This window comes from Pseudomonas duriflava, from assembly GCF_007830155.1.
In the GTDB taxonomy this organism is placed as follows: Bacteria; Pseudomonadota; Gammaproteobacteria; order Pseudomonadales; family Pseudomonadaceae; genus Chryseomonas; species Chryseomonas duriflava.
This window is the reverse complement of the sequence record NZ_VLKY01000009.1, coordinates 184,308-201,312: the sequence shown is the minus strand read 5'-3', so window position 1 is coordinate 201,312 and position 17,005 is coordinate 184,308. Positions and strand designations below refer to the sequence as shown.

The window sequence follows — 17,005 nt, the reverse complement described above, 5'->3', positions numbered from 1 at the left end:
GGAAAAAACATGGGATTTCTCGCCGGTAAGCGTGTCCTGATCGTAGGTGTCGCCAGTAAACTCTCTATCGCTTCCGGCATTGCCGCCGCGATGCATCGCGAAGGCGCTGAACTGGCCTTTACCTATCAGAACGAGAAGCTCAAATCGCGCGTTGAAGAATTCGCTGCCGGATGGGGCTCCAACGCTGATCTGTGCTTTCCCTGCGACGTAGCCAGTGATGAGGATATTGCTGCAGTCTTTACCGAGCTGTCCAAGAAATGGGATGGTCTGGACATCATCGTACATTCGGTCGGCTTTGCTCCTGGCGACCAGCTAAACGGCGACTTCACTCAAGTCACTACCCGTGAGGGCTTCCGTATCGCCCACGATATCAGTGCTTACAGCTTTGTTGCACTGGCTAAGGCTGGCCGCGAAATGATGAAAGGCCGTAACGGCAGCTTGCTGACACTGTCCTACCTGGGTGCCGAACGCACCATGCCCAACTACAACGTCATGGGTATGGCAAAGGCTAGCCTCGAAGCAGGTGTCCGCTACTTAGCTAGCAGCCTTGGCCCGGAGGGCACCCGCGTTAATGCTATTTCCGCAGGCCCTATCCGCACTCTTGCCGCCTCCGGCATTGCTAGCTTCCGTAAAATGCTGGCTGCTAACGAGCGCCAGACACCTATGCGTCGTAATGTCACGATTGAAGAAGTTGGTAATGCAGGAGCTTTCCTGTGCTCTGACTTGGCTTCTGGTATTAGTGGCGAAATTCTATATGTGGATGGTGGCTTCAACACCACAGCGATGGGCCAGCTCGAGGAATAAGCAGGCCCTAAATAAAAAAGGCCCTTCGGGGCCTTTTTTATTTAGGGCGTATCGCTACGAATCTGGGCATGACTAAGCAAAGTAAAAATGAATGTTCCTCCAATAATGTTTCCTACCAACGTAGGCGCAGCAAAGACAAACCAGAAATCACTCCAAGAAGACTCACCTGCAAGCACTAGATAACCTACTTCTGCAGAGCCCACAACTATATGAGTGAAGTCGCCAAGTGCCATGAAGTAAGTAACAGCAATAATTATCCAGATCTTTGAGTTTTCAGCCGAAGAAATCATCCAGACCATGGTAGCAATCATCCAGCCCGAGATAATGCCCTTGGCAAACATTTCGAATGCGCCATTCTCCATGACTTTCTGGCCAATCTTGAGGAAAGCCGTATCGGTCTCAACATTGAACAAGGGTAAATGCAATACAACATAGGCAATCAATAGCGTACCCATTAGGTTACCTATGAGAACAATACCCCACAGCCTGAGCAACTGCCTTAAGCGCCCCCAGGATGGCTTAGTCATGATAGGCAATACTGCTGTAATGGTATTTTCAGTGAACAATTGCTGACGCGCTAGAATGACTGCCATAAAGCCAATCGGATATCCCAGACTAGATATCAACTTGCTAGTGCTTACCTCTGGAAGATGAGCATTTAAAAGACCCATGGCAATTAGAGAAAGGCCCATAGTCAACCCTGCTGCCAAGGCAGACCACCATAAGGCCGCCAGACTGCGCTCCAGCTCCTGATCGCCTTGCTTGCGAATAGTTTCGTGCATCACCACGGCTCGTGGTGGTTGCTTTTCGCTTACGTCCTTCTCTTCTTCAGCCGTCAGGCCCGGCGTCTTGCCATCAGAGGCATTATTCATAGCATGTCCTTAACTTAGGCTTTCTTCCCAAATCAGATCACCATTCTCAGCGATTTCAGCCACTCGGCTTAAAGCCGCATCGGCTGCCTCTTCGGCTTCCGAAGCCAAGTCAAAATGACGCTCCGTTGCAACGCGATGAAAACGAGGCGGACTATCCTCTGTGCGGGCTTTTACACCAATTACAGCATCAAAACCTTCATCAGCTGGCACTGCCGATGAAATTGCTTCGAAATGCTCAAAATGCTTGATCGCCATGCCTGTCACTCCTTTCGCTTGTCATAAGATGATTAGCCAATACTTATACGAATATGACTGACACCGTCTTGAAACGATCAATAAGCAGAAAGAAAAGACATAAGAATAAAGTGCTACTTGCTGTCGAAACCGGACAAAACACACTTCAAGCCAGAAGCTTCTGGATATAGTCCTGTAGTTTGTCTAAAGAAAAAGGCTTGGCCAGAATAGGCGCCTTGGCAATGACAGAACTCCCTGTATCCATAATCTCAGCAGGGTAACCACTGATAAACATAACCTTAAGATCCGGACGCAATTTGAGCGCAGGCTCTGCGATCATAACTCCAGACACACCATCTGGAAGGCGATAATCCGTAATTAGAAGGTCAAGGTGGGGCTTAGTGGCCAATATGAGAAAAGCCTCTGTAGAAGATGGGGCTTGTAGCACCTTGTAACCCAGCTCACTAAGATAATCGACCAAAATGAGCAAGACTTGGGGTTCATCTTCTACAATCAATACAACTTTATTATTTGTAGAACCCATGAATGTCTCACATGAAGAATAAGGCTGCTTTGACAATTACAGCCTTTTGAGTTCCCGTAAAAGCAATCTTTCTTTCAAAGGCTTTCCTGCCTACATACCTGCGGTCAGCTCTTATTCATCCTGCCCTTGCTTATCTTCATCTGTTGAAGGAGTAACATCTCCTCCCACGTCAACACCAGCTCCTTTTCCTGTTGTTGAGCCGTCTGGCGTGCCTAGGCCAGTAGAATTAGCGTCTTTGGCATCATCCGCAAACGCAACGCCTGTAGCAGCCAACAAGCCTGAAACTACTAAAGCAGCAATCGTATTGAGTTTCATAAGTCAATTCTCCATTTCGGCAATCCACAAAGCGAAACACCTACAGGTGTTAGCATCTTGAGTAAGCTAATCGCATAGGGCTTCTGTGAAGTAGACACACAGATACCTCAAGTGTTCTTCATGCCGACACTAGAAAATTCTTTGATGAGCGCCGTCTTTAAAGAGTTTTTAGACATTATCCAACCAGAGCCAGAAAAAGCTCTTCTGTTTCAAGTAGACGTTTCATCTAAAAGTATTACCTAGCGGTTTTATACAAATCTTAAACGAGAATGGCCCACAAACATCCTGTAAGCCATAATATGTTATTCAAATACGTTTTCTACCGCGTCACCGCTCCGCCTCTTGATCACAACGGTCTAACATAGCTGTAAATCGGATCACCTTAATGACTGCTCTAACCGCATCAAGCCCAGCAGCTCCTCACTCTGCTGCACTGTCCCGCCGCTTTTCTATTGCCCCGATGATGGATTGGACTGACAGACACTGCCGGTTTTTCATGCGGCTACTGTCCCAGCGGACACTACTCTATACAGAAATGGTTACTACCGGCGCGCTGCTGCGAGGTGATGCGGAGCGCTTTCTACGTCATGACATCAGCGAACATCCTGTTGCCTTGCAACTGGGAGGCAGTACGCCTGCAGAGCTGGCAGCCTGTGCCAGAATGGCCGAAAGTGCTGGTTATGATGAGGTCAACCTCAACGTAGGCTGCCCCAGTGACCGCGTACAGAACAACATGATTGGCGCTTGCCTGATGGCCCACCCACAGCTAGTAGCTGATTGCGTCAAGGCGATGCGGGATATTGTCAGCATCCCAGTGACAGTTAAACACCGGATCGGTATCAATGGGCGAGACGATTACAACTATTTAGCTGAGTTTGTCGACACGGTAAGCCAAGCCGGCTGTACCAGCTTTACCGTACATGCACGCATCGCGATTCTGGAAGGATTATCACCAAAGCAAAACCGTGAGATTCCACCACTCCGTTATGAAATCGCAGCACAGTTAACCCAAGACTTTCCAGACCTTGAGTTTATTCTCAACGGTGGAATCAAAACCCTTGAAGAGTGCCATGCTCATTTACAAACGTTTAATGGCGTAATGCTTGGCCGTGAGGCTTACCACAATCCTTATCTGCTGGCTCAGGTAGATCAGACACTGTGGGGGGATAGCTCTCCTGTCATCAGTCGACAACAGGCACTCATCAAATTGCGACCCTATATGGCTCAGCACATAGCATCGGGCGGCGCCTTACATCACATTACACGCCATATTCTAGGCTTAGCTCAAGGAATCAAGGGAGCCCGCCGTTTCCGACAGCTATTATCGGTAGATATCCACCGAGACGAAAAACCTATGCGTATAGTTGACCGCGCCATTGAACTCCTTGAAGGTCATTGACTCTGGTTGCTCACATCAAACCGTCATCACATGAGGATCGATAGCAAACATGAACAAGCTCGAACAACTAAAGCAGTACACAACAGTCGTTGCCGATACGGGTGATCTGGACGCTATCACCAAACTGAAGCCGGTCGATGCAACGACTAACCCATCCCTTCTTCTTAAGGCGGCAGCGCTGCCCCGTTATGCAAACCTGCTCGGCGAGGCCTTACAGGATACGGGCGATGATATTGGTCTTGCTTGCGATAAATTCGCTGTGGCTGTAGGCAAGGAAATTCTCAATGTTATTCCAGGCCGCATTTCGACTGAAGTTGATGCACGCCTTTCTTTTGATACCCAAGCCACATTAAACCGGGCCGAGCGCCTCATTGAGCTTTATGAAAAAGCAGGTATTGGTAAGGATCGCGTCTTGATCAAGATCGCCTCTACATGGGAAGGCATTCGGGCAGCAGAGAAGCTTGAGAAGGATGGCATCCAGACTAACCTAACACTCCTCTTCTCCTTTGCTCAGGCATCTGCTTGCGCCGATGCTGGCGTTTTTCTCATTTCACCTTTCGTAGGTCGTATCTATGACTGGTACAAAAAAGCGGAAGGGCGCGATTACACCGGCAAGGAAGACCCTGGCGTTCAGTCCGTTGCCCGTATCTACCAGTATTACAAGGCGAATAACTTCAACACTGTTGTAATGGGCGCCAGTTTTCGCAATCTGAACCAGATTGAACAACTAGCCGGTTGTGACCGTCTTACCATTAGTCCAGAGCTGCTACAAAAACTGGCAGAGGATCAAGGTACTCTTGAGCGCAACTTAGTAGCGGGCGGAGAAGCAGAGGCATTGCACTCACTAAACGAAAGCGAGTTCCGCTGGGCATTAAACGAGGACGCGATGGCTACTGAAAAATTGGCGGAAGGTATTCGTCAATTCGCACGTGATCAGGAAAAACTTGAGAGCTTGATCAGCGCTAAAAAGTAAGCATCTTTTGAGATGCGCCCTACTGGTCAGTGCCTCTCAAGAGCACTGACCAGATCCCGAAAAGCTTCACGATTAGACTCGTTCAGACTCATCAGAATTTGGTGGGCCTCCAGAACCTTGTTACGCACAACGTCCTCAGATTGATCTTGAGGAGGCAGATCATGCAGACAGTCCGAGCAAGGAATAGGCTGATTAACAATATTGAAGACTTGATCGAAACCCATAGAATCCAGCAACCGCGTAATGTCTGGATTTGTTGTCACCAGGGTTGGCAGTAGTCCGATTTTCTGACGCGACAGAATGGACAACTTAGCCAGTAATCCCAAAGTAGTACTATCAATACTTTTTGTGTCGATCAAATCAATAATAATTGAAGAGAAATTCAGCGCTGAAAAAATATGCTCGATTGTTGCGTCCAAAGCTGAACATAACGTCAGACGCACCTCACCTATGAACTTAAGCACAAAGGTGCCGTCCATCTCAGCGAACTGGATTTTACCGGTACTCATGCAAGATTCCTGCTCAACACCAGCATGGCGATATCATCCGGCATGTCGCGCAAGTTGGCCAGCCCAAGCTGCTTTGAAATCCCATCCAGTGTCCCACTAGCGAGGCGTACCTGCTCGGGCAATGAAGCTTCTTTCGCTTTCAAGCTTTCTCCAGGCAACAAATCAAAGATCCCATCAGAAAATAGCGCAAGGCTGAACGCACCAGGCAATTGTAAAGTGTTATCCGAATAAGAAGCCTCCTCAAAAAGGCCCACGGGAAAACCTTTACCTACCAAAAAATGCGTCTCCTCCGCTGTATACAGAACTGGAAGCGGCAAATGGCCTCCAATGCTGTAAGTCAAGGTATCACTGTCTTCATCAATGACTCCACCCAGCATGGTGACATGTTTTCCAAGTTTGCAATTAAGCAATCCTCGATTTATGTGCCCCAATACATCGGAAGGCTTGAAGTCCGGTAGGGTTCCATTACGACGGAACTCATACAATAGCCGCGTCGTCATGAACTTAAGCAATACCGTTACAAAAGCTGACGAAGCACCGTGCCCTGACACATCCGCCAAGTAGAAGGCAATACGATGCTCATCTACTCGAAAATAATCTACAAAATCACCCGAAAGATATAGCGATGGAATAATCCGGTGTTCAAATTGCAGCCCTCGGGTTTCCCACGGCGTCACAGGCAACATGTTCATTTGAACTTGTCGACCTGCATTCTGATCTTCTTGCAGCAAGCTCAAGCTCGCTTGCAACTCACGGTTAGCCGTTTCCAACTTCAAGCGATAACGATCATTTTCAAGCCGCAAACGTGCACGGTCCAAAGCTCGCTTGACAGAGTGCTCTAATACCGCCAGATCTTCGAGAGGCTTGATAAGATAGTCAGCTGCGCCCAATCGAAGCGCTTCGACTACATCACTCATTACCCCTGCGCCAGACAATACGATAACAGGCGTATCAAGTGACATCTCCGAAATACGGCGTAACAAGGTTAAGCCATCAAGTTGCGGCATCCGCAAATCGCAAATAATCAGGTCTGGTTGTTCTTGCTCGAACACCTGCAGCCCCTGAGCGCCATTTGCAGCTTGCAGAACAACGAAACCGCTGTCCTCAAGATAGTCCGTCAGACTGAGGCGTACTACGTCATCGTCATCGATGATCAAAAGTGTAGCGCTGGGATTAGGCATAAACTATCCAGGCATGCGCACCCCTACGAATTGGTCTTTTGAATCAAACGAGGGCGCACGCAGTAAGTACCGTTTTAATACGGCGCAGACACTACTCCCATCGGCCGAGCCGTTCAAGCATCGTCATGTGTATCCTGCCCTTTACAACCAAGCGGCGATATAGCTATATGAAGCCTTTAGATAAGAAATACCACCCTAAGAGATCCGTCTCATGAACATAAGTGATCGCTCTTACAGCGAAAAACGTGACTTTATTAGGATGCGCCTGGACTCCAAAGCCATTCTTCTTGTCAACGGCCAAGAGCTTACCGCTACTTGCCGTGACCTATCCAGCACAGGCCTACAAGTAGAAGCACAAAGCCAGGCAACCCAAGGCGATCAGGTTACCGTGATCATCCCTTCCGAGCATGTCGAGCTTGAAGGTCTTGAGGCCGAAGCAGAAGTTGTCCGAGTAACGCCACTCGATAGCGGACGACAGCTGCTGGGCCTAAGCATTCTATCCATGAAGTAACATATTTAATTGTTAGATAGGCAGCCTTTCAGGCTGCCTGATCCGGCCTATCAAAAATCATCCTCGACCTTGCCATCCTGAACACGGAACTCGCGGTTCTGTAGATAAGCATTGCGGATAAATATGTATTTATCCCCTGTGATCATCTTTTCGGCATCCAATAAATTTGCACGCGTATCAACGATACCAAGCCCCATCATGGTATTTCGTGCAGCGACATCATTCATATAGGGGTATGGGGCCGAATAGGAGTCAGGAATTCGGCCAAAGGTGTCCCTTACCGTACTAGGTCCGAAAAAAGGCAAGACGACATAGGGACCACTTTTCATACCCCACCAACCAAAGGTCTGGCCAAAGTCCTCATCGTTACGAGCAAGTCCGGCATGACTAGCCACATCAAAGAAACCCAGCATACCTATCGTTGTATTCATTAGAAAACGTGCAGTGTCCACGCCAGCGGCATGAGGCTTCCCCTGCAGAACATCATTGGCCAAGTTTCGAACTTCTCCAATATTGTTGAAGACATTGCTAATTCCGGTCTGCAAAAAATCAGGTGTTACCTTGTCGTATCCCTGAGCGACAGGCTCAAGGGCATAGGTATCTAGTGTATCGTTAAAACGAAAAACGACACGATTGACACCTTCCCATGGGTCGTCTTCAGACGCAGCTAAAGCAACGTTACCCATAACAACCATACTGGTGCAGACAGCCCATCGTGCCGCACGAGTGATCCATGTTCTTTTGCAAGCACGCATCTTCATCATCTCCCCAGAAAATTTTCGAATCACTTTAACTGGCCGATTATAACTCCTGTTTATTGCGTACAGACCGATGTCTCTCTATTAGTCTGGATACAGACAAACATTGACCTTTACTTGAAAAAACTGGTCTATGGAGTCGTAAGCATTAGTAAGGAGAACCATTATGCCTGCTTCTCGTCTGCAACAAGAATTGATCGATCTGCAGCATCAACTGAAAACTAATCCACCTCATACTGAAGAAGACCGCGAATCGCTTGAAATGCTCATCCGTGACATCGAATTACAAATGGCTCACGAAGAGAGTACCAAACCAGATAGTAACTTGGTCGATGGGGTAAACCTTGCCGTAGAGCGGTTCGAAGTTAGCCACCCTACCGTTGCCAATACGTTACGCTCGATCATGCAAAGTCTTGTCAGTATGGGTATCTGATGGCTATTGTCGAGCCAGGCGCGCCACTTCCGGAGCAATAGCAGCAGTGCTGCGATAAGGATTGATATCGAGCCCTCCGCGCCGAACATAGCGCGCATAGACAGTCAAATAAGCAGGCTGAAGTAAAGTCTTGAGGTCTATGAAAATGCGTTCTACACATTGCTCATGGAAGTCAGCATGCTGCCGGAACGAAACGACATAGGCTAGTAGCGCTTCACGGTCTAGCTGTGCACCTTCATAATCGATAACTACGCTTCCCCAGTCTGGCTGCCCGGTAACAGGGCAATTAGAACGCAACAAATGGCTGTGGAGCGTTTCTTTGACAACACGCCCAGGCGAGCACAGCAACCTTGCCGCATCCGGGTGATTATATTGGTCAATCTCTACATCTAGCTCGTCAATACAAAATCCAGGCGCAGCTCCAAAGCCCGCTATCGCAACGTTTTGTAACGACTCAATACTGACACCAACCGCAGCGCCAGCTGCACTCGAAAGATCCTTGATCAAAACATCACGAACAGCATCGGCATGATCAAATCTGGTCTGATTGAGAGAGTTCAAGTACAACTTGAAGGATTTAGACTCGATGATATGAGGAGAGTCTGCCGGTATAGAAAACTGAGCTACTGCTACGACAGGCTTACCTTTCTGAGTGAGCCAAGAGAGTTCGTAACAGTTCCAGATATCAACTCCTACATAAGGCAGATTTTCACGGGTCAACCCCAGCTCAGCCCACTTTGTTGCCCTTGGAATGGGATACAACAAGGCTGGCGCATAGGTATCTGTATATTGACTACTCTTTCCCAACGGTGAATGTTCAACCGAATGCATCATTAATCTCAATAAGTAAGAGCGGCCTAGCATAAGGCCGCCAAGATATTACTGCCGCATGCCTCGCCCACTTTTCAGCAAGTGGATACACCACAGATAAAGAACTGAAGCAGCTACTAACATCAAACCAACTGCTACGCCAATCTGAATGTCAGACACACCTAAAATGCCATACCGGAACGCGTTCACCATGTGAAGGATCGGATTAGCCATCGATACGCCTTGCCAGAAGGGGGGCAGTAGATCTATTGAGTAAAAAACCCCTCCTAAATAAGTCAAAGGTGTAAGCACGAAGGTAGGAACAATTGAAATATCATCAAAATTACGGGCATAAACCGCATTAATGAAACCTCCAAGAGCAAAAATAGCGGCGGTCAAACTAATCACCAACACCGTTATGCCAAGATGATGCACCTGCATATGAGTAAAGAACAGCGACAATATCGTCACGATGGCAGCCACAGCCAAGCCACGCAGGATACCGCCACAGGCATATCCAATCAGAATGACATGAGGCGAGACAGGCGAAACCAATAGCTCCTCGACAGAGCGCTGAAACTTACTACTGAAAAAGCTGGATACAACGTTACTATAAGAATTGGTAATAACAGACATCATGATCAAACCGGGCACAATGTATTCCATATAGGAAAACCCGCCCATGCCGCCTATACGGTTACCGATCAAGTTGCCGAAAATTACAAAATACAAAGCCATTGTAATTGCGGGAGGCAGTAATGTTTGTGCCCATATGCGAGTAAAACGCCGTACCTCTCGATTAACAATAGTTTGTAAAGCAATTAGGTTCGCACTGAATTCACTTTTCATTGCTTTCCCTTCGCCAGATTTTTCTCGACCAGCGATACGAACAGCTCCTCAAGACGATTTGCCTTGTTTCGCATACTTATTACTTCCATGCCCTGGGCATTTAATTGCACAAAGAGGTCGTTAATTCCTAGCGACTTGTCTACTTGCACCTCAACGGAATGCTCACTGATCAATCTGACGGGATAACCTGCCAATACTGGAGCCTTAGAAAGGCTTTGCTTCACATCTAAAATAAAAGTCTCTACATGCAGCTTTTGAAGAAGCTGACGCATACTAGTATTTTCAACGATCCGCCCATGATCAATGATGGCGATATTTCGACAGAGCTGCTCCGCTTCCTCTAGGTAGTGAGTCGTAAGAATGATACTGATACCCTGCCGATTGAGCTCAGTGAGAAAAGTCCACATGGAGCGACGCAACTCGATGTCGACACCCGCAGTTGGCTCATCAAGAATCAGTAGTCTTGGCTTGTGGATCAGCGCTCTGGCAATCATCAGACGACGCTTCATACCTCCTGACAACATACGAGAAGGCGTATCTCGCTTGTCCCACAAGCCAAGCTGTGTCAGGTACTCTTCAGCACGCTCTTTGGCCACTCGAGCTGGAATACCGTAATAGCCTGCCTGCGTAACTAAAATATCAAAAGTTTTTTCAAACTGGTTGAAATTGAACTCTTGGGGAACGACACCCAAACAACGCTTGAGCCCTGCTGGATCCTGATCAAGATCATGCCCAAAGGCAGAAACCTCTCCCCCACTTTTATTAACAAGCGTAGAAAGGATACCAATCGTAGTTGATTTACCGGCACCGTTCGGCCCTAGCAAGGCGAAGAAATCGCCTTCAGCAACATCAAGATCAATGCCCTTGAGTGCGTGAAAGCCGTTACCGTATGTTTTTGTAAGCTGGCGTATGGACAGGGCTTTACTCATGTCTCGCACAATTATTAAGAGTGGACTTGTTTAATAAGGGTAAAGCATCCGTTTTACAACCTCTTGTGCATGTATACCCACACGCCTCGAAGCCAGCATGTGAACAGACAGCCTAGAGCAAGCCCCTTATACTGCTCACCTGAATACAACCCGGACATGCAAATGACCACCGACTACCTGCAATATAACCTTGCATTACTAGCCCACCTGCGCACTATCCTAGAAGCATTGGGAGAAGCAGAGCAGGTTCCAGAGGAAAACCATGCTCTTTTTTTAGAGCGCTTCGACGACTTACTCCAACAACTACCAAGCAATCCCGAAACAAATCATTACCTAGGACAGGATTTGATTGGCCAGGTGTTTTACCGATATCCGCAAATAGCACATTTGATACCTAGAGACCTGCTCTGGTTTTTTGGAGGCGATTGCTTGCATTTCATGCCTGACGAAGAAATTGAGCTTTATCAAGCACTTGAAGAGCGCCGTCATGAAGCTGAAGCCGCTGGCAGGCCCTTCGATTGGGCTCAAGAAAAGCAATTGCTGTTCGTACCAAGAGAAAACAACGCACACTGACGCTAAAAGGGCTGGCTCTGCTGGCCCCTCAAGGAAAATTACGCACAAACAAAAATACCGCCGAAAGGCGGTATTTTTGAATTTGGAGCGGGAAACGAGACTCGAACTCGCGACCCCGACCTTGGCAAGGTCGTGCTCTACCAACTGAGCTATTCCCGCAATGGCGTCCCCTAGGGGACTCGAACCCCTGTTACCGCCGTGAAAGGGCGGTGTCCTAGGCCACTAGACGAAGGGGACATTACCCAATGGAGTTTACAACCGCAAACCCCTTAACTTACCAGCACCGCCTTAGCAATGCCTTTAAACTGGAGCGGGAAACGAGACTCGAACTCGCGACCCCGACCTTGGCAAGGTCGTGCTCTACCAACTGAGCTATTCCCGCAATGGCGTCCCCTAGGGGACTCGAACCCCTGTTACCGCCGTGAAAGGGCGGTGTCCTAGGCCACTAGACGAAGGGGACGTGACCTGGAGCTTATAACAGCTTCCCACTTCCTACGCTTGCCAGAGGCTTTGCGCTTGAAGTGGCGCGCATTTTAGGGAGACCTTACAGACCCGTCAACACTTATTTAAATTTTTTTAAATCAATGACTTTGAGGCTAAAGAAACAGCCGAATTGGCCAATAAAGCATTACCACAATTGATATGCAGGTCGACAGGAAACCTTGATGTCAGTATCAATGATTGCCTCCCTGATTGTATCAGGTGCCTTTCTTCTGATTTTTATCAGCTTTCTCAATCAGAAGCTGGAAGCCCATCAGCTTGAAAAAACCCGCTTGAGAGCTGAGCTGACTAGCCGCATCAGGCGCTACGAACAGCTGTCCAATAACTTACCAGGACAATGGATGAGCCCTGCTCTAAAGCTTTTACTGTCTAGACTGGAGCTCGTTCTTCTAGAACGCCTGACGTTAAAAGGTAAAAGCCCGGTTGATGAAGCACGCATTAAGCTTCTACAAGAGGAAATCGCAAAGGGCGACGAAATCGAGATCCATAATGCTCATCAGACGATAAGCAGCGAAGCAAAAGCCAAACAGGTCCGTGCCCAGCTGGAAAACCTGCATGCACAGATCAGCTATGCTATTCAGAACAGCTTAATCGACTCGCGCGAGGCGGAATACTGGGACGGAGAAATTCGAGATTTAATGACATTATTGCATTTCGAGTTCTTCGACTCCCTGGGCCGCCAGTTTCTCGAACAAGGACAGCTATCTCCAGCTAGGCAAGCCTTTGAACGAGCTGCTCAGTACATTCGAAAGAAACCCAACGCCGATAAATTCGAGGAACACCTGCTTTATCTTGATGAGCAGGTTAACGCCATTAAGATAAAGCAGGGTGTAGGTCAAAATATCCGAGAACCTACTCAACTTCTTCAAGGCATGGAAGAGCTGGAAAAAGAAGATGCGCCAATGAAGTCGATTTACGACTGAGAGGACACGGCCAGAGATAAGGCCGTGTCATATCATTAGCACTGACTGGAAGCTAACAGGATTTCTGCCAGCCGCTCTACGCCAGCCTGATCGACCTCGGTAAAACGTCCCAACTCAGGACTGTCCAGATCCAAAACACCAATCAGCCGACCATCTTTGACCAATGGTACAACCAGCTCGCTGTTAGACGCACTGTCGCAGGCAATATGCCCTGGGAATGCATGCACATCCCTGACCCGCTGCGTCTGACGTGTCTGAGCCGCTGCTCCACAAACACCTCGACCAAACGGAATACGTACGCAAGCTATTTTACCTTGAAAAGGCCCAAGAACCAGCTCATCGTTTCGGCTCAGATAAAATCCGGCCCAATTCAAGCCTGGCATTTCATGGAAGAGAAAGGCTGCACACTGCGATGCATTCGCAATGAAATCATGCTCGCCTGAAAGCAAAGACTCCAATTGTGCAGCCAATAGTTCATATCCTGCCAAATCCTGGCCGATGTCACTCAAATCACGCATAAGACTCCCCCAATAACTTCATTCCCACCCAATGGCGGGCAAATTGGTAAGCACAACGACCGTTGCGATTGCCTCGTCCCAGCGCCCATCGGATCGCCTCTTTTTCCTCAGCTTCGCCCCAATGCAAATCAAGTCGAGCCTTTTCTGCCTGTACCTTTACCCAATGCTTAACAACAATAAGAAATTGATCCTGAGTAAAAGGATAAAAAGACAACCAAAGACCGAAACGGTCTGATAGGGCAATCTTATCCTCTACCGACTCATTAGGATGTAACTCGCCATCCTCCCCCCGCTCCCAATTAGCATTATCACTTTGCCGCTCGGAGACCAGATGCCTGCGATTGGAGGTAGCGTAGAGAAGAACATTGTCGGGCGCCTGCTCAAGCGACCCATCAAGAACACTTTTTAATACACGGTAGTCATCGTTACTGGCATCAAAAGAAAGATCATCGCAAAAGATCACGAACCGCTGTGACAGCTTGCTCACCTGCGTAACAATACGAGGCAGATCAGTTAAATGATCACGCTCGACCTCAATCAGCCGCAGCCCTTGTTGGGCATATTCCGCTAATAAAGCCCGAACCAGCGAAGACTTACCAGTCCCACGTGCCCCCCATAACAGAGCATGATTGGCGGGCAGGCCGTTAACAAATTGCTGGGTATTCTGCCCTAGCTGAACCTGCTGCCGGTCTACACCCTGCAAATCGGATAAGTGTAGATCCAGATTGACATCAATTGGCTGCAAATAACCACTTTGCCCCTCACGGCGCCAGCGCGCCGCAATTGTCTTTTCCCAATCGATAGGCTCACGCACCGCAGGAAGTAAAGGTTCGAGTCTTGCCAGAACTGTTTCGGCCCGGACTAGGAGCGCATCGAGTCTTGTTGAGTCCACGAATGTGTATCCTTAAATATAAACTGCTTGTTACAGACGCCTTACAATGCAGCTTCATAAGACCAATCCTCAACGGATTGCACTTAAGGCGCACGATGCAACAAGACTTTAGATACAAATAGCTTAAACGACCGATAGTCAGCTAACAAATCAGTAGCCGTTCAAGCTTTTTTCTTAAAGAGACCGGCTTGACCCAAGGCGCGAAGCGTTGAACTGATGCGTCTCGGGTACCAACCAAGAACTTTGTAAAATTCCATTTGATGCTTGGACCTCCTAATAATCCAGGAGCCAACTCCTTGAGCAGGGAAAACAGCGGGTGAGCTTCTTTGCCATTTACGTCGACCTTGCATGACAACGGAAAAGAGACACCAAACCTAACTTGGCAGAACCTCTCAATATCGTGGTTAGACCCTGGCTCCTGATGATTAAACTGATTACAAGGAAACCCCACCACAACGAGACCTTTTTCCTGATAAAACTGCCAGAGCTCCTCCAGCCCTTCGTACTGCGGAGTAAACCCACAACGACTTGCTGTATTAACAAGCAGATAGGCTTTCGCATCAGGCGCAATATCCAGCAAACACACAGAAGCGCCACTCACCAGCCTGAACGGTGTTTGCAGCAGCCTTTGGATAGCCTCTGCCTTACTGCTCGAACCGCGCAGGATCATTCGCGCGGCGCTAACTCGAGCGCCACCGAATTAATGCAATAACGCAACCCTGTAGGTGGCGGCCCATCAGGAAAAACGTGCCCCAGATGGGCATCACAGCGGACACACAACACTTCAATACGATGCATGCCATAACTGAAGTCTTCTTCCTCACGCAAAGCCTCAGGGGAAATCGGCTGATAAAAACTTGGCCACCCACAGCCGGAACTGTACTTGGTACTAGAATCGAAAAGCGCCTGTCCGCAGCACGCACAATGATAAGTGCCTGGTGTTTTAGTGTCACAATATCTTCCCGTATAGGGCGCCTCGGTCGCCTTAAGACGACAAACACGAAACTGCTCTTCAGTCAGGTCTTCACGCCAGACCTCTTCAGGCTTGCTGATTTTATCCATTGATTCCCCCTTTACCCTGGAAAAGCCCCGAATCTGTATCTTTTGAAAAATCAGGGGCAGTCGTATGATTCCGCTCAGTCTGTCACTCACTGAAAGGGCTGCCAAGCCACCCAGATAATCTGCAGATATCTGCACCAGACACCAAGAATATCCAGGCACTTCCAATTTTTTGGCCACTACCAAACGGGATTCGTAATAAATGCAGGTTAGCAAATCGAACAAGCTCGCCAATGTCTGCTATGACATACGTGGGCCGGTGCTTAAGCATGCCAAACGCCTTGAAGAGGAAGGCCACCGCATCCTCAAGCTCAATATCGGCAATCCGGCACCATTTGGTTTCGAGGCTCCCGAAGAAATTCTGCAGGATGTCATTCGCAACCTTCCAACAGCACAAGGTTATAGTGACTCCAAAGGCCTATTTAGTGCACGCAAGGCCGTCATGCAGTACTACCAGCAGAAGAAGGTAGAGGGTGTTGGCATTGAGGACATCTACCTAGGCAACGGTGTTTCTGAACTCATTGTCATGGCAATGCAAGCTCTTTTGAATAACAATGATGAAGTGCTGATCCCGGCGCCTGACTATCCACTCTGGACCGCTGCTGTCAGCCTGGCTGGTGGCAAGCCTGTCCACTACCTGTGTGATGAGCAGTCAGACTGGTTTCCCGATCTGTCAGACATGGCTAGCAAAATCACGTCGAATACCAAAGCCCTGGTTCTCATCAACCCAAACAACCCGACCGGCGCCGTTTACTCTAAGGCCGTCTTGGAAGGTATTGTCGAGCTGGCGCGCCAACACAACCTGGTCATTTTTTCCGACGAGATTTACGACAAAATCCTGTACGACGAAGCTGTCCATATTTCGACCGCCTCACTGGCTCCCGACGTGCTGTGCCTAACGTTCAACGGCTTGTCAAAATCCTATCGCGTTGCCGGCTTCCGATCCGGCTGGGTGGCTATCTCTGGACCAAAACAGAAAGCACAAAGTTATATCGAGGGATTGGATATCCTGGCCAACATGCGTCTTTGTGCGAACGTACCGAGCCAACACGCGATTCAAACCGCTCTCGGTGGCTATCAGAGCATTAATGACCTCGTATTGCCGAACGGCCGCCTGCTTGAGCAGCGCAATAGAGCATGGGAATTACTCAATGACATTCCTGGGGTGAGCTGCGTTAAACCAATGGGCGCCCTTTATGCCTTCCCCAAAATTGACCCCAAGATATGCCCGATTCATAACGATGAAAAATTCGTTCTCGACTTGTTGCTATCAGAAAAACTATTGATCGTTCAGGGAACGGCATTCAACTGGCCCTGGCCTGATCACTTCCGTGTAGTTACGCTCCCCCGCGTCGATGATCTTGAGCAGGCTATTGGCCGAATCGGTAGTTTCCTACGCACCTATCGGCAATAACCAG

General features: G+C 48.5%; 22 protein-coding genes and 4 tRNA genes. 8 read left to right on the top strand and 18 right to left on the bottom strand.

Annotated elements, in window-relative coordinates; translation table 11 throughout:
* Positions 1-9 precede the first annotated feature (9 nt).
* Positions 10-804, top strand: a complete 795-nt coding sequence (fabI, locus tag IQ22_RS14670; RefSeq protein WP_145143274.1) for an enoyl-ACP reductase FabI — start codon at positions 10-12, stop codon at positions 802-804.
* Between the two features lie 41 nt (positions 805-845).
* Here fabI and IQ22_RS14665 read toward each other — a convergent pair whose 3' ends face one another.
* The 4 genes from IQ22_RS14665 to IQ22_RS14650 form a co-directional block, all read right to left on the bottom strand.
* The gene (locus IQ22_RS14665) at positions 846-1,676 is read right to left on the bottom strand and encodes a formate/nitrite transporter family protein (RefSeq protein ID WP_145143272.1); all 831 of its coding nucleotides are present in this window, start codon (positions 1,674-1,676) and stop codon (positions 846-848) included.
* Positions 1,677-1,685: 9 nt separating this feature from the next.
* Positions 1,686-1,931, bottom strand: a complete 246-nt coding sequence (locus IQ22_RS14660; protein ID WP_145143270.1) for a hypothetical protein — start codon at positions 1,929-1,931, stop codon at positions 1,686-1,688.
* 145 nt (positions 1,932-2,076) lie between these two features.
* Positions 2,077-2,454, bottom strand: a complete 378-nt coding sequence (locus IQ22_RS14655) for a response regulator (RefSeq protein WP_145143268.1) — start codon at positions 2,452-2,454, stop codon at positions 2,077-2,079.
* 111 nt (positions 2,455-2,565) lie between these two features.
* Positions 2,566-2,769 (bottom strand): hypothetical protein, encoded by a 204-nt coding sequence (locus IQ22_RS14650; protein WP_145143266.1) that lies wholly within the window; start codon positions 2,767-2,769, stop codon positions 2,566-2,568.
* A 385-nt stretch (positions 2,770-3,154) separates the two neighbouring features.
* Here IQ22_RS14650 and dusA point away from each other — a divergent pair, with 385 nt between their 5' ends.
* Both dusA and tal read left to right on the top strand, forming a co-directional pair.
* Positions 3,155-4,168: a tRNA dihydrouridine(20/20a) synthase DusA gene (gene dusA / locus IQ22_RS14645; RefSeq protein WP_145143264.1), complete on the top strand. Its 1,014-nt coding sequence runs from the start codon at positions 3,155-3,157 to the stop codon at positions 4,166-4,168.
* A gap of 49 nt (positions 4,169-4,217) precedes the next feature.
* On the top strand, positions 4,218-5,141 hold the full coding sequence (gene tal, locus IQ22_RS14640) for a transaldolase (RefSeq protein ID WP_145143262.1): 924 nt from the start codon (positions 4,218-4,220) through the stop codon (positions 5,139-5,141).
* 26 nt (positions 5,142-5,167) lie between these two features.
* On the opposite strand, the gene rssC is transcribed toward tal, so the two are convergent.
* Together rssC and rssB are read right to left on the bottom strand one after the other, a co-directional pair.
* A complete protein-coding gene (gene rssC / locus IQ22_RS14635; protein WP_145143260.1) occupies positions 5,168-5,650 on the bottom strand; it encodes an anti-sigma factor antagonist RssC in 483 nt (160 codons plus the stop codon).
* On the bottom strand, positions 5,647-6,831 hold the full coding sequence (gene rssB / locus IQ22_RS14630) for a two-component system response regulator RssB (protein ID WP_145143258.1): 1,185 nt from the start codon (positions 6,829-6,831) through the stop codon (positions 5,647-5,649). Before rssB ends, rssC begins: the two co-directional genes overlap by 4 nt.
* Positions 6,832-7,042: 211 nt before the next feature.
* On the opposite strand from rssB, the gene IQ22_RS14625 reads away from it, so the two are divergent.
* A complete protein-coding gene (locus IQ22_RS14625; RefSeq protein ID WP_145143256.1) occupies positions 7,043-7,342 on the top strand; it encodes a PilZ domain-containing protein in 300 nt (99 codons plus the stop codon).
* Between the two features lie 50 nt (positions 7,343-7,392).
* Here the strand turns inward: IQ22_RS14625 and IQ22_RS14620 are convergent, their stop codons facing one another.
* Positions 7,393-8,097: an MlaA family lipoprotein gene (locus IQ22_RS14620; protein WP_145143254.1), complete on the bottom strand. Its 705-nt coding sequence runs from the start codon at positions 8,095-8,097 to the stop codon at positions 7,393-7,395.
* A gap of 169 nt (positions 8,098-8,266) precedes the next feature.
* On the opposite strand from IQ22_RS14620, the gene IQ22_RS14615 reads away from it, so the two are divergent.
* Positions 8,267-8,533 (top strand): DUF4404 family protein, encoded by a 267-nt coding sequence (locus IQ22_RS14615; RefSeq protein WP_145143252.1) that lies wholly within the window; start codon positions 8,267-8,269, stop codon positions 8,531-8,533.
* Positions 8,534-8,536: 3 nt separating this feature from the next.
* On the opposite strand, the gene queF is transcribed toward IQ22_RS14615, so the two are convergent.
* The 3 genes from queF to IQ22_RS14600 are packed head-to-tail and all read right to left on the bottom strand — an operon-like array spanning position 8,537 to position 11,121.
* Complete coding sequence (queF, locus tag IQ22_RS14610) at positions 8,537-9,364, bottom strand: NADPH-dependent 7-cyano-7-deazaguanine reductase QueF (protein ID WP_244309164.1); 828 nt, start codon at positions 9,362-9,364, stop codon at positions 8,537-8,539.
* Positions 9,365-9,412: 48 nt separating this feature from the next.
* Complete coding sequence (locus IQ22_RS14605) at positions 9,413-10,192, bottom strand: ABC transporter permease (RefSeq protein ID WP_145143248.1); 780 nt, start codon at positions 10,190-10,192, stop codon at positions 9,413-9,415.
* Positions 10,189-11,121, bottom strand: a complete 933-nt coding sequence (locus IQ22_RS14600; RefSeq protein ID WP_145143246.1) for an ABC transporter ATP-binding protein — start codon at positions 11,119-11,121, stop codon at positions 10,189-10,191. Before IQ22_RS14600 ends, IQ22_RS14605 begins: the two co-directional genes overlap by 4 nt.
* Before the next feature lie 162 nt (positions 11,122-11,283).
* Between IQ22_RS14600 and IQ22_RS14595 the strand changes: the two genes are divergently transcribed.
* Positions 11,284-11,694: a PA2817 family protein gene (locus tag IQ22_RS14595; RefSeq protein ID WP_145143244.1), complete on the top strand. Its 411-nt coding sequence runs from the start codon at positions 11,284-11,286 to the stop codon at positions 11,692-11,694.
* A gap of 83 nt (positions 11,695-11,777) precedes the next feature.
* On the opposite strand, the gene IQ22_RS14590 is transcribed toward IQ22_RS14595, so the two are convergent.
* The 4 genes from IQ22_RS14590 to IQ22_RS14575 form a co-directional block, all read right to left on the bottom strand.
* Positions 11,778-11,853: transfer RNA gene (locus IQ22_RS14590), tRNA-Gly, on the bottom strand.
* A 2-nt stretch (positions 11,854-11,855) separates the two neighbouring features.
* Positions 11,856-11,931: transfer RNA gene (locus IQ22_RS14585), tRNA-Glu, on the bottom strand.
* A gap of 69 nt (positions 11,932-12,000) precedes the next feature.
* Positions 12,001-12,076: transfer RNA gene (locus IQ22_RS14580), tRNA-Gly, on the bottom strand.
* 2 nt (positions 12,077-12,078) lie between these two features.
* Positions 12,079-12,154, bottom strand: a tRNA-Glu gene (locus tag IQ22_RS14575).
* Between the two features lie 217 nt (positions 12,155-12,371).
* On the opposite strand from IQ22_RS14575, the gene IQ22_RS14570 reads away from it, so the two are divergent.
* A complete protein-coding gene (locus tag IQ22_RS14570) occupies positions 12,372-13,118 on the top strand; it encodes a hypothetical protein (RefSeq protein ID WP_145143242.1) in 747 nt (248 codons plus the stop codon).
* A 35-nt stretch (positions 13,119-13,153) separates the two neighbouring features.
* Here the strand turns inward: IQ22_RS14570 and IQ22_RS14565 are convergent, their stop codons facing one another.
* The 4 genes from IQ22_RS14565 to msrB form a co-directional block, all read right to left on the bottom strand.
* Entirely contained in the window at positions 13,154-13,636 is a 483-nt protein-coding gene (locus tag IQ22_RS14565; protein WP_145143240.1) for a GAF domain-containing protein, read from the bottom strand.
* A complete protein-coding gene (locus tag IQ22_RS14560) occupies positions 13,629-14,528 on the bottom strand; it encodes an ATP-binding protein (protein ID WP_145143238.1) in 900 nt (299 codons plus the stop codon). Before IQ22_RS14560 ends, IQ22_RS14565 begins: the two co-directional genes overlap by 8 nt.
* A gap of 142 nt (positions 14,529-14,670) precedes the next feature.
* Positions 14,671-15,198 (bottom strand): glutathione peroxidase, encoded by a 528-nt coding sequence (locus IQ22_RS14555; RefSeq protein ID WP_145143235.1) that lies wholly within the window; start codon positions 15,196-15,198, stop codon positions 14,671-14,673.
* Positions 15,195-15,590, bottom strand: coding sequence for a peptide-methionine (R)-S-oxide reductase MsrB (gene msrB / locus IQ22_RS14550; RefSeq protein WP_145143233.1), 396 nt, complete (start codon positions 15,588-15,590; stop codon positions 15,195-15,197). Before msrB ends, IQ22_RS14555 begins: the two co-directional genes overlap by 4 nt.
* A gap of 199 nt (positions 15,591-15,789) precedes the next feature.
* Between msrB and IQ22_RS14545 the strand changes: the two genes are divergently transcribed.
* A complete protein-coding gene (locus tag IQ22_RS14545; RefSeq protein ID WP_145143231.1) occupies positions 15,790-17,001 on the top strand; it encodes a pyridoxal phosphate-dependent aminotransferase in 1,212 nt (403 codons plus the stop codon).
* Positions 17,002-17,005: the final 4 nt, after the last annotated feature.

Bases quoted from the DNA above. Each gene is read 5' to 3' on its own strand.
- fabI (WP_145143274.1), top strand. From the start codon at position 10: ATGGGATTTCTCGCCGGTAAGCGTGTCCTGATCGTAGGTGTCGCCAGT.
- IQ22_RS14665 (WP_145143272.1), bottom strand. From the start codon at position 1,676: ATGAATAATGCCTCTGATGGCAAGACGCCGGGCCTGACGGCTGAAGAA.
- IQ22_RS14660 (WP_145143270.1), bottom strand. From the start codon at position 1,931: ATGGCGATCAAGCATTTTGAGCATTTCGAAGCAATTTCATCGGCAGTG.
- IQ22_RS14655 (WP_145143268.1), bottom strand. From the start codon at position 2,454: ATGGGTTCTACAAATAATAAAGTTGTATTGATTGTAGAAGATGAACCC.
- IQ22_RS14650 (WP_145143266.1), bottom strand. From the start codon at position 2,769: ATGAAACTCAATACGATTGCTGCTTTAGTAGTTTCAGGCTTGTTGGCT.
- dusA (WP_145143264.1), top strand. From the start codon at position 3,155: ATGACTGCTCTAACCGCATCAAGCCCAGCAGCTCCTCACTCTGCTGCA.
- tal (WP_145143262.1), top strand. From the start codon at position 4,218: ATGAACAAGCTCGAACAACTAAAGCAGTACACAACAGTCGTTGCCGAT.
- rssC (WP_145143260.1), bottom strand. From the start codon at position 5,650: ATGAGTACCGGTAAAATCCAGTTCGCTGAGATGGACGGCACCTTTGTG.
- rssB (WP_145143258.1), bottom strand. From the start codon at position 6,831: ATGCCTAATCCCAGCGCTACACTTTTGATCATCGATGACGATGACGTA.
- IQ22_RS14625 (WP_145143256.1), top strand. From the start codon at position 7,043: ATGAACATAAGTGATCGCTCTTACAGCGAAAAACGTGACTTTATTAGG.
- IQ22_RS14620 (WP_145143254.1), bottom strand. From the start codon at position 8,097: ATGCGTGCTTGCAAAAGAACATGGATCACTCGTGCGGCACGATGGGCT.
- IQ22_RS14615 (WP_145143252.1), top strand. From the start codon at position 8,267: ATGCCTGCTTCTCGTCTGCAACAAGAATTGATCGATCTGCAGCATCAA.
- queF (WP_244309164.1), bottom strand. From the start codon at position 9,364: ATGCATTCGGTTGAACATTCACCGTTGGGAAAGAGTAGTCAATATACA.
- IQ22_RS14605 (WP_145143248.1), bottom strand. From the start codon at position 10,192: ATGAAAAGTGAATTCAGTGCGAACCTAATTGCTTTACAAACTATTGTT.
- IQ22_RS14600 (WP_145143246.1), bottom strand. From the start codon at position 11,121: ATGAGTAAAGCCCTGTCCATACGCCAGCTTACAAAAACATACGGTAAC.
- IQ22_RS14595 (WP_145143244.1), top strand. From the start codon at position 11,284: ATGACCACCGACTACCTGCAATATAACCTTGCATTACTAGCCCACCTG.
- IQ22_RS14570 (WP_145143242.1), top strand. From the start codon at position 12,372: ATGATTGCCTCCCTGATTGTATCAGGTGCCTTTCTTCTGATTTTTATC.
- IQ22_RS14565 (WP_145143240.1), bottom strand. From the start codon at position 13,636: ATGCGTGATTTGAGTGACATCGGCCAGGATTTGGCAGGATATGAACTA.
- IQ22_RS14555 (WP_145143235.1), bottom strand. From the start codon at position 15,198: ATGATCCTGCGCGGTTCGAGCAGTAAGGCAGAGGCTATCCAAAGGCTG.
- msrB (WP_145143233.1), bottom strand. From the start codon at position 15,590: ATGGATAAAATCAGCAAGCCTGAAGAGGTCTGGCGTGAAGACCTGACT.
- IQ22_RS14545 (WP_145143231.1), top strand. From the start codon at position 15,790: ATGCAGGTTAGCAAATCGAACAAGCTCGCCAATGTCTGCTATGACATA.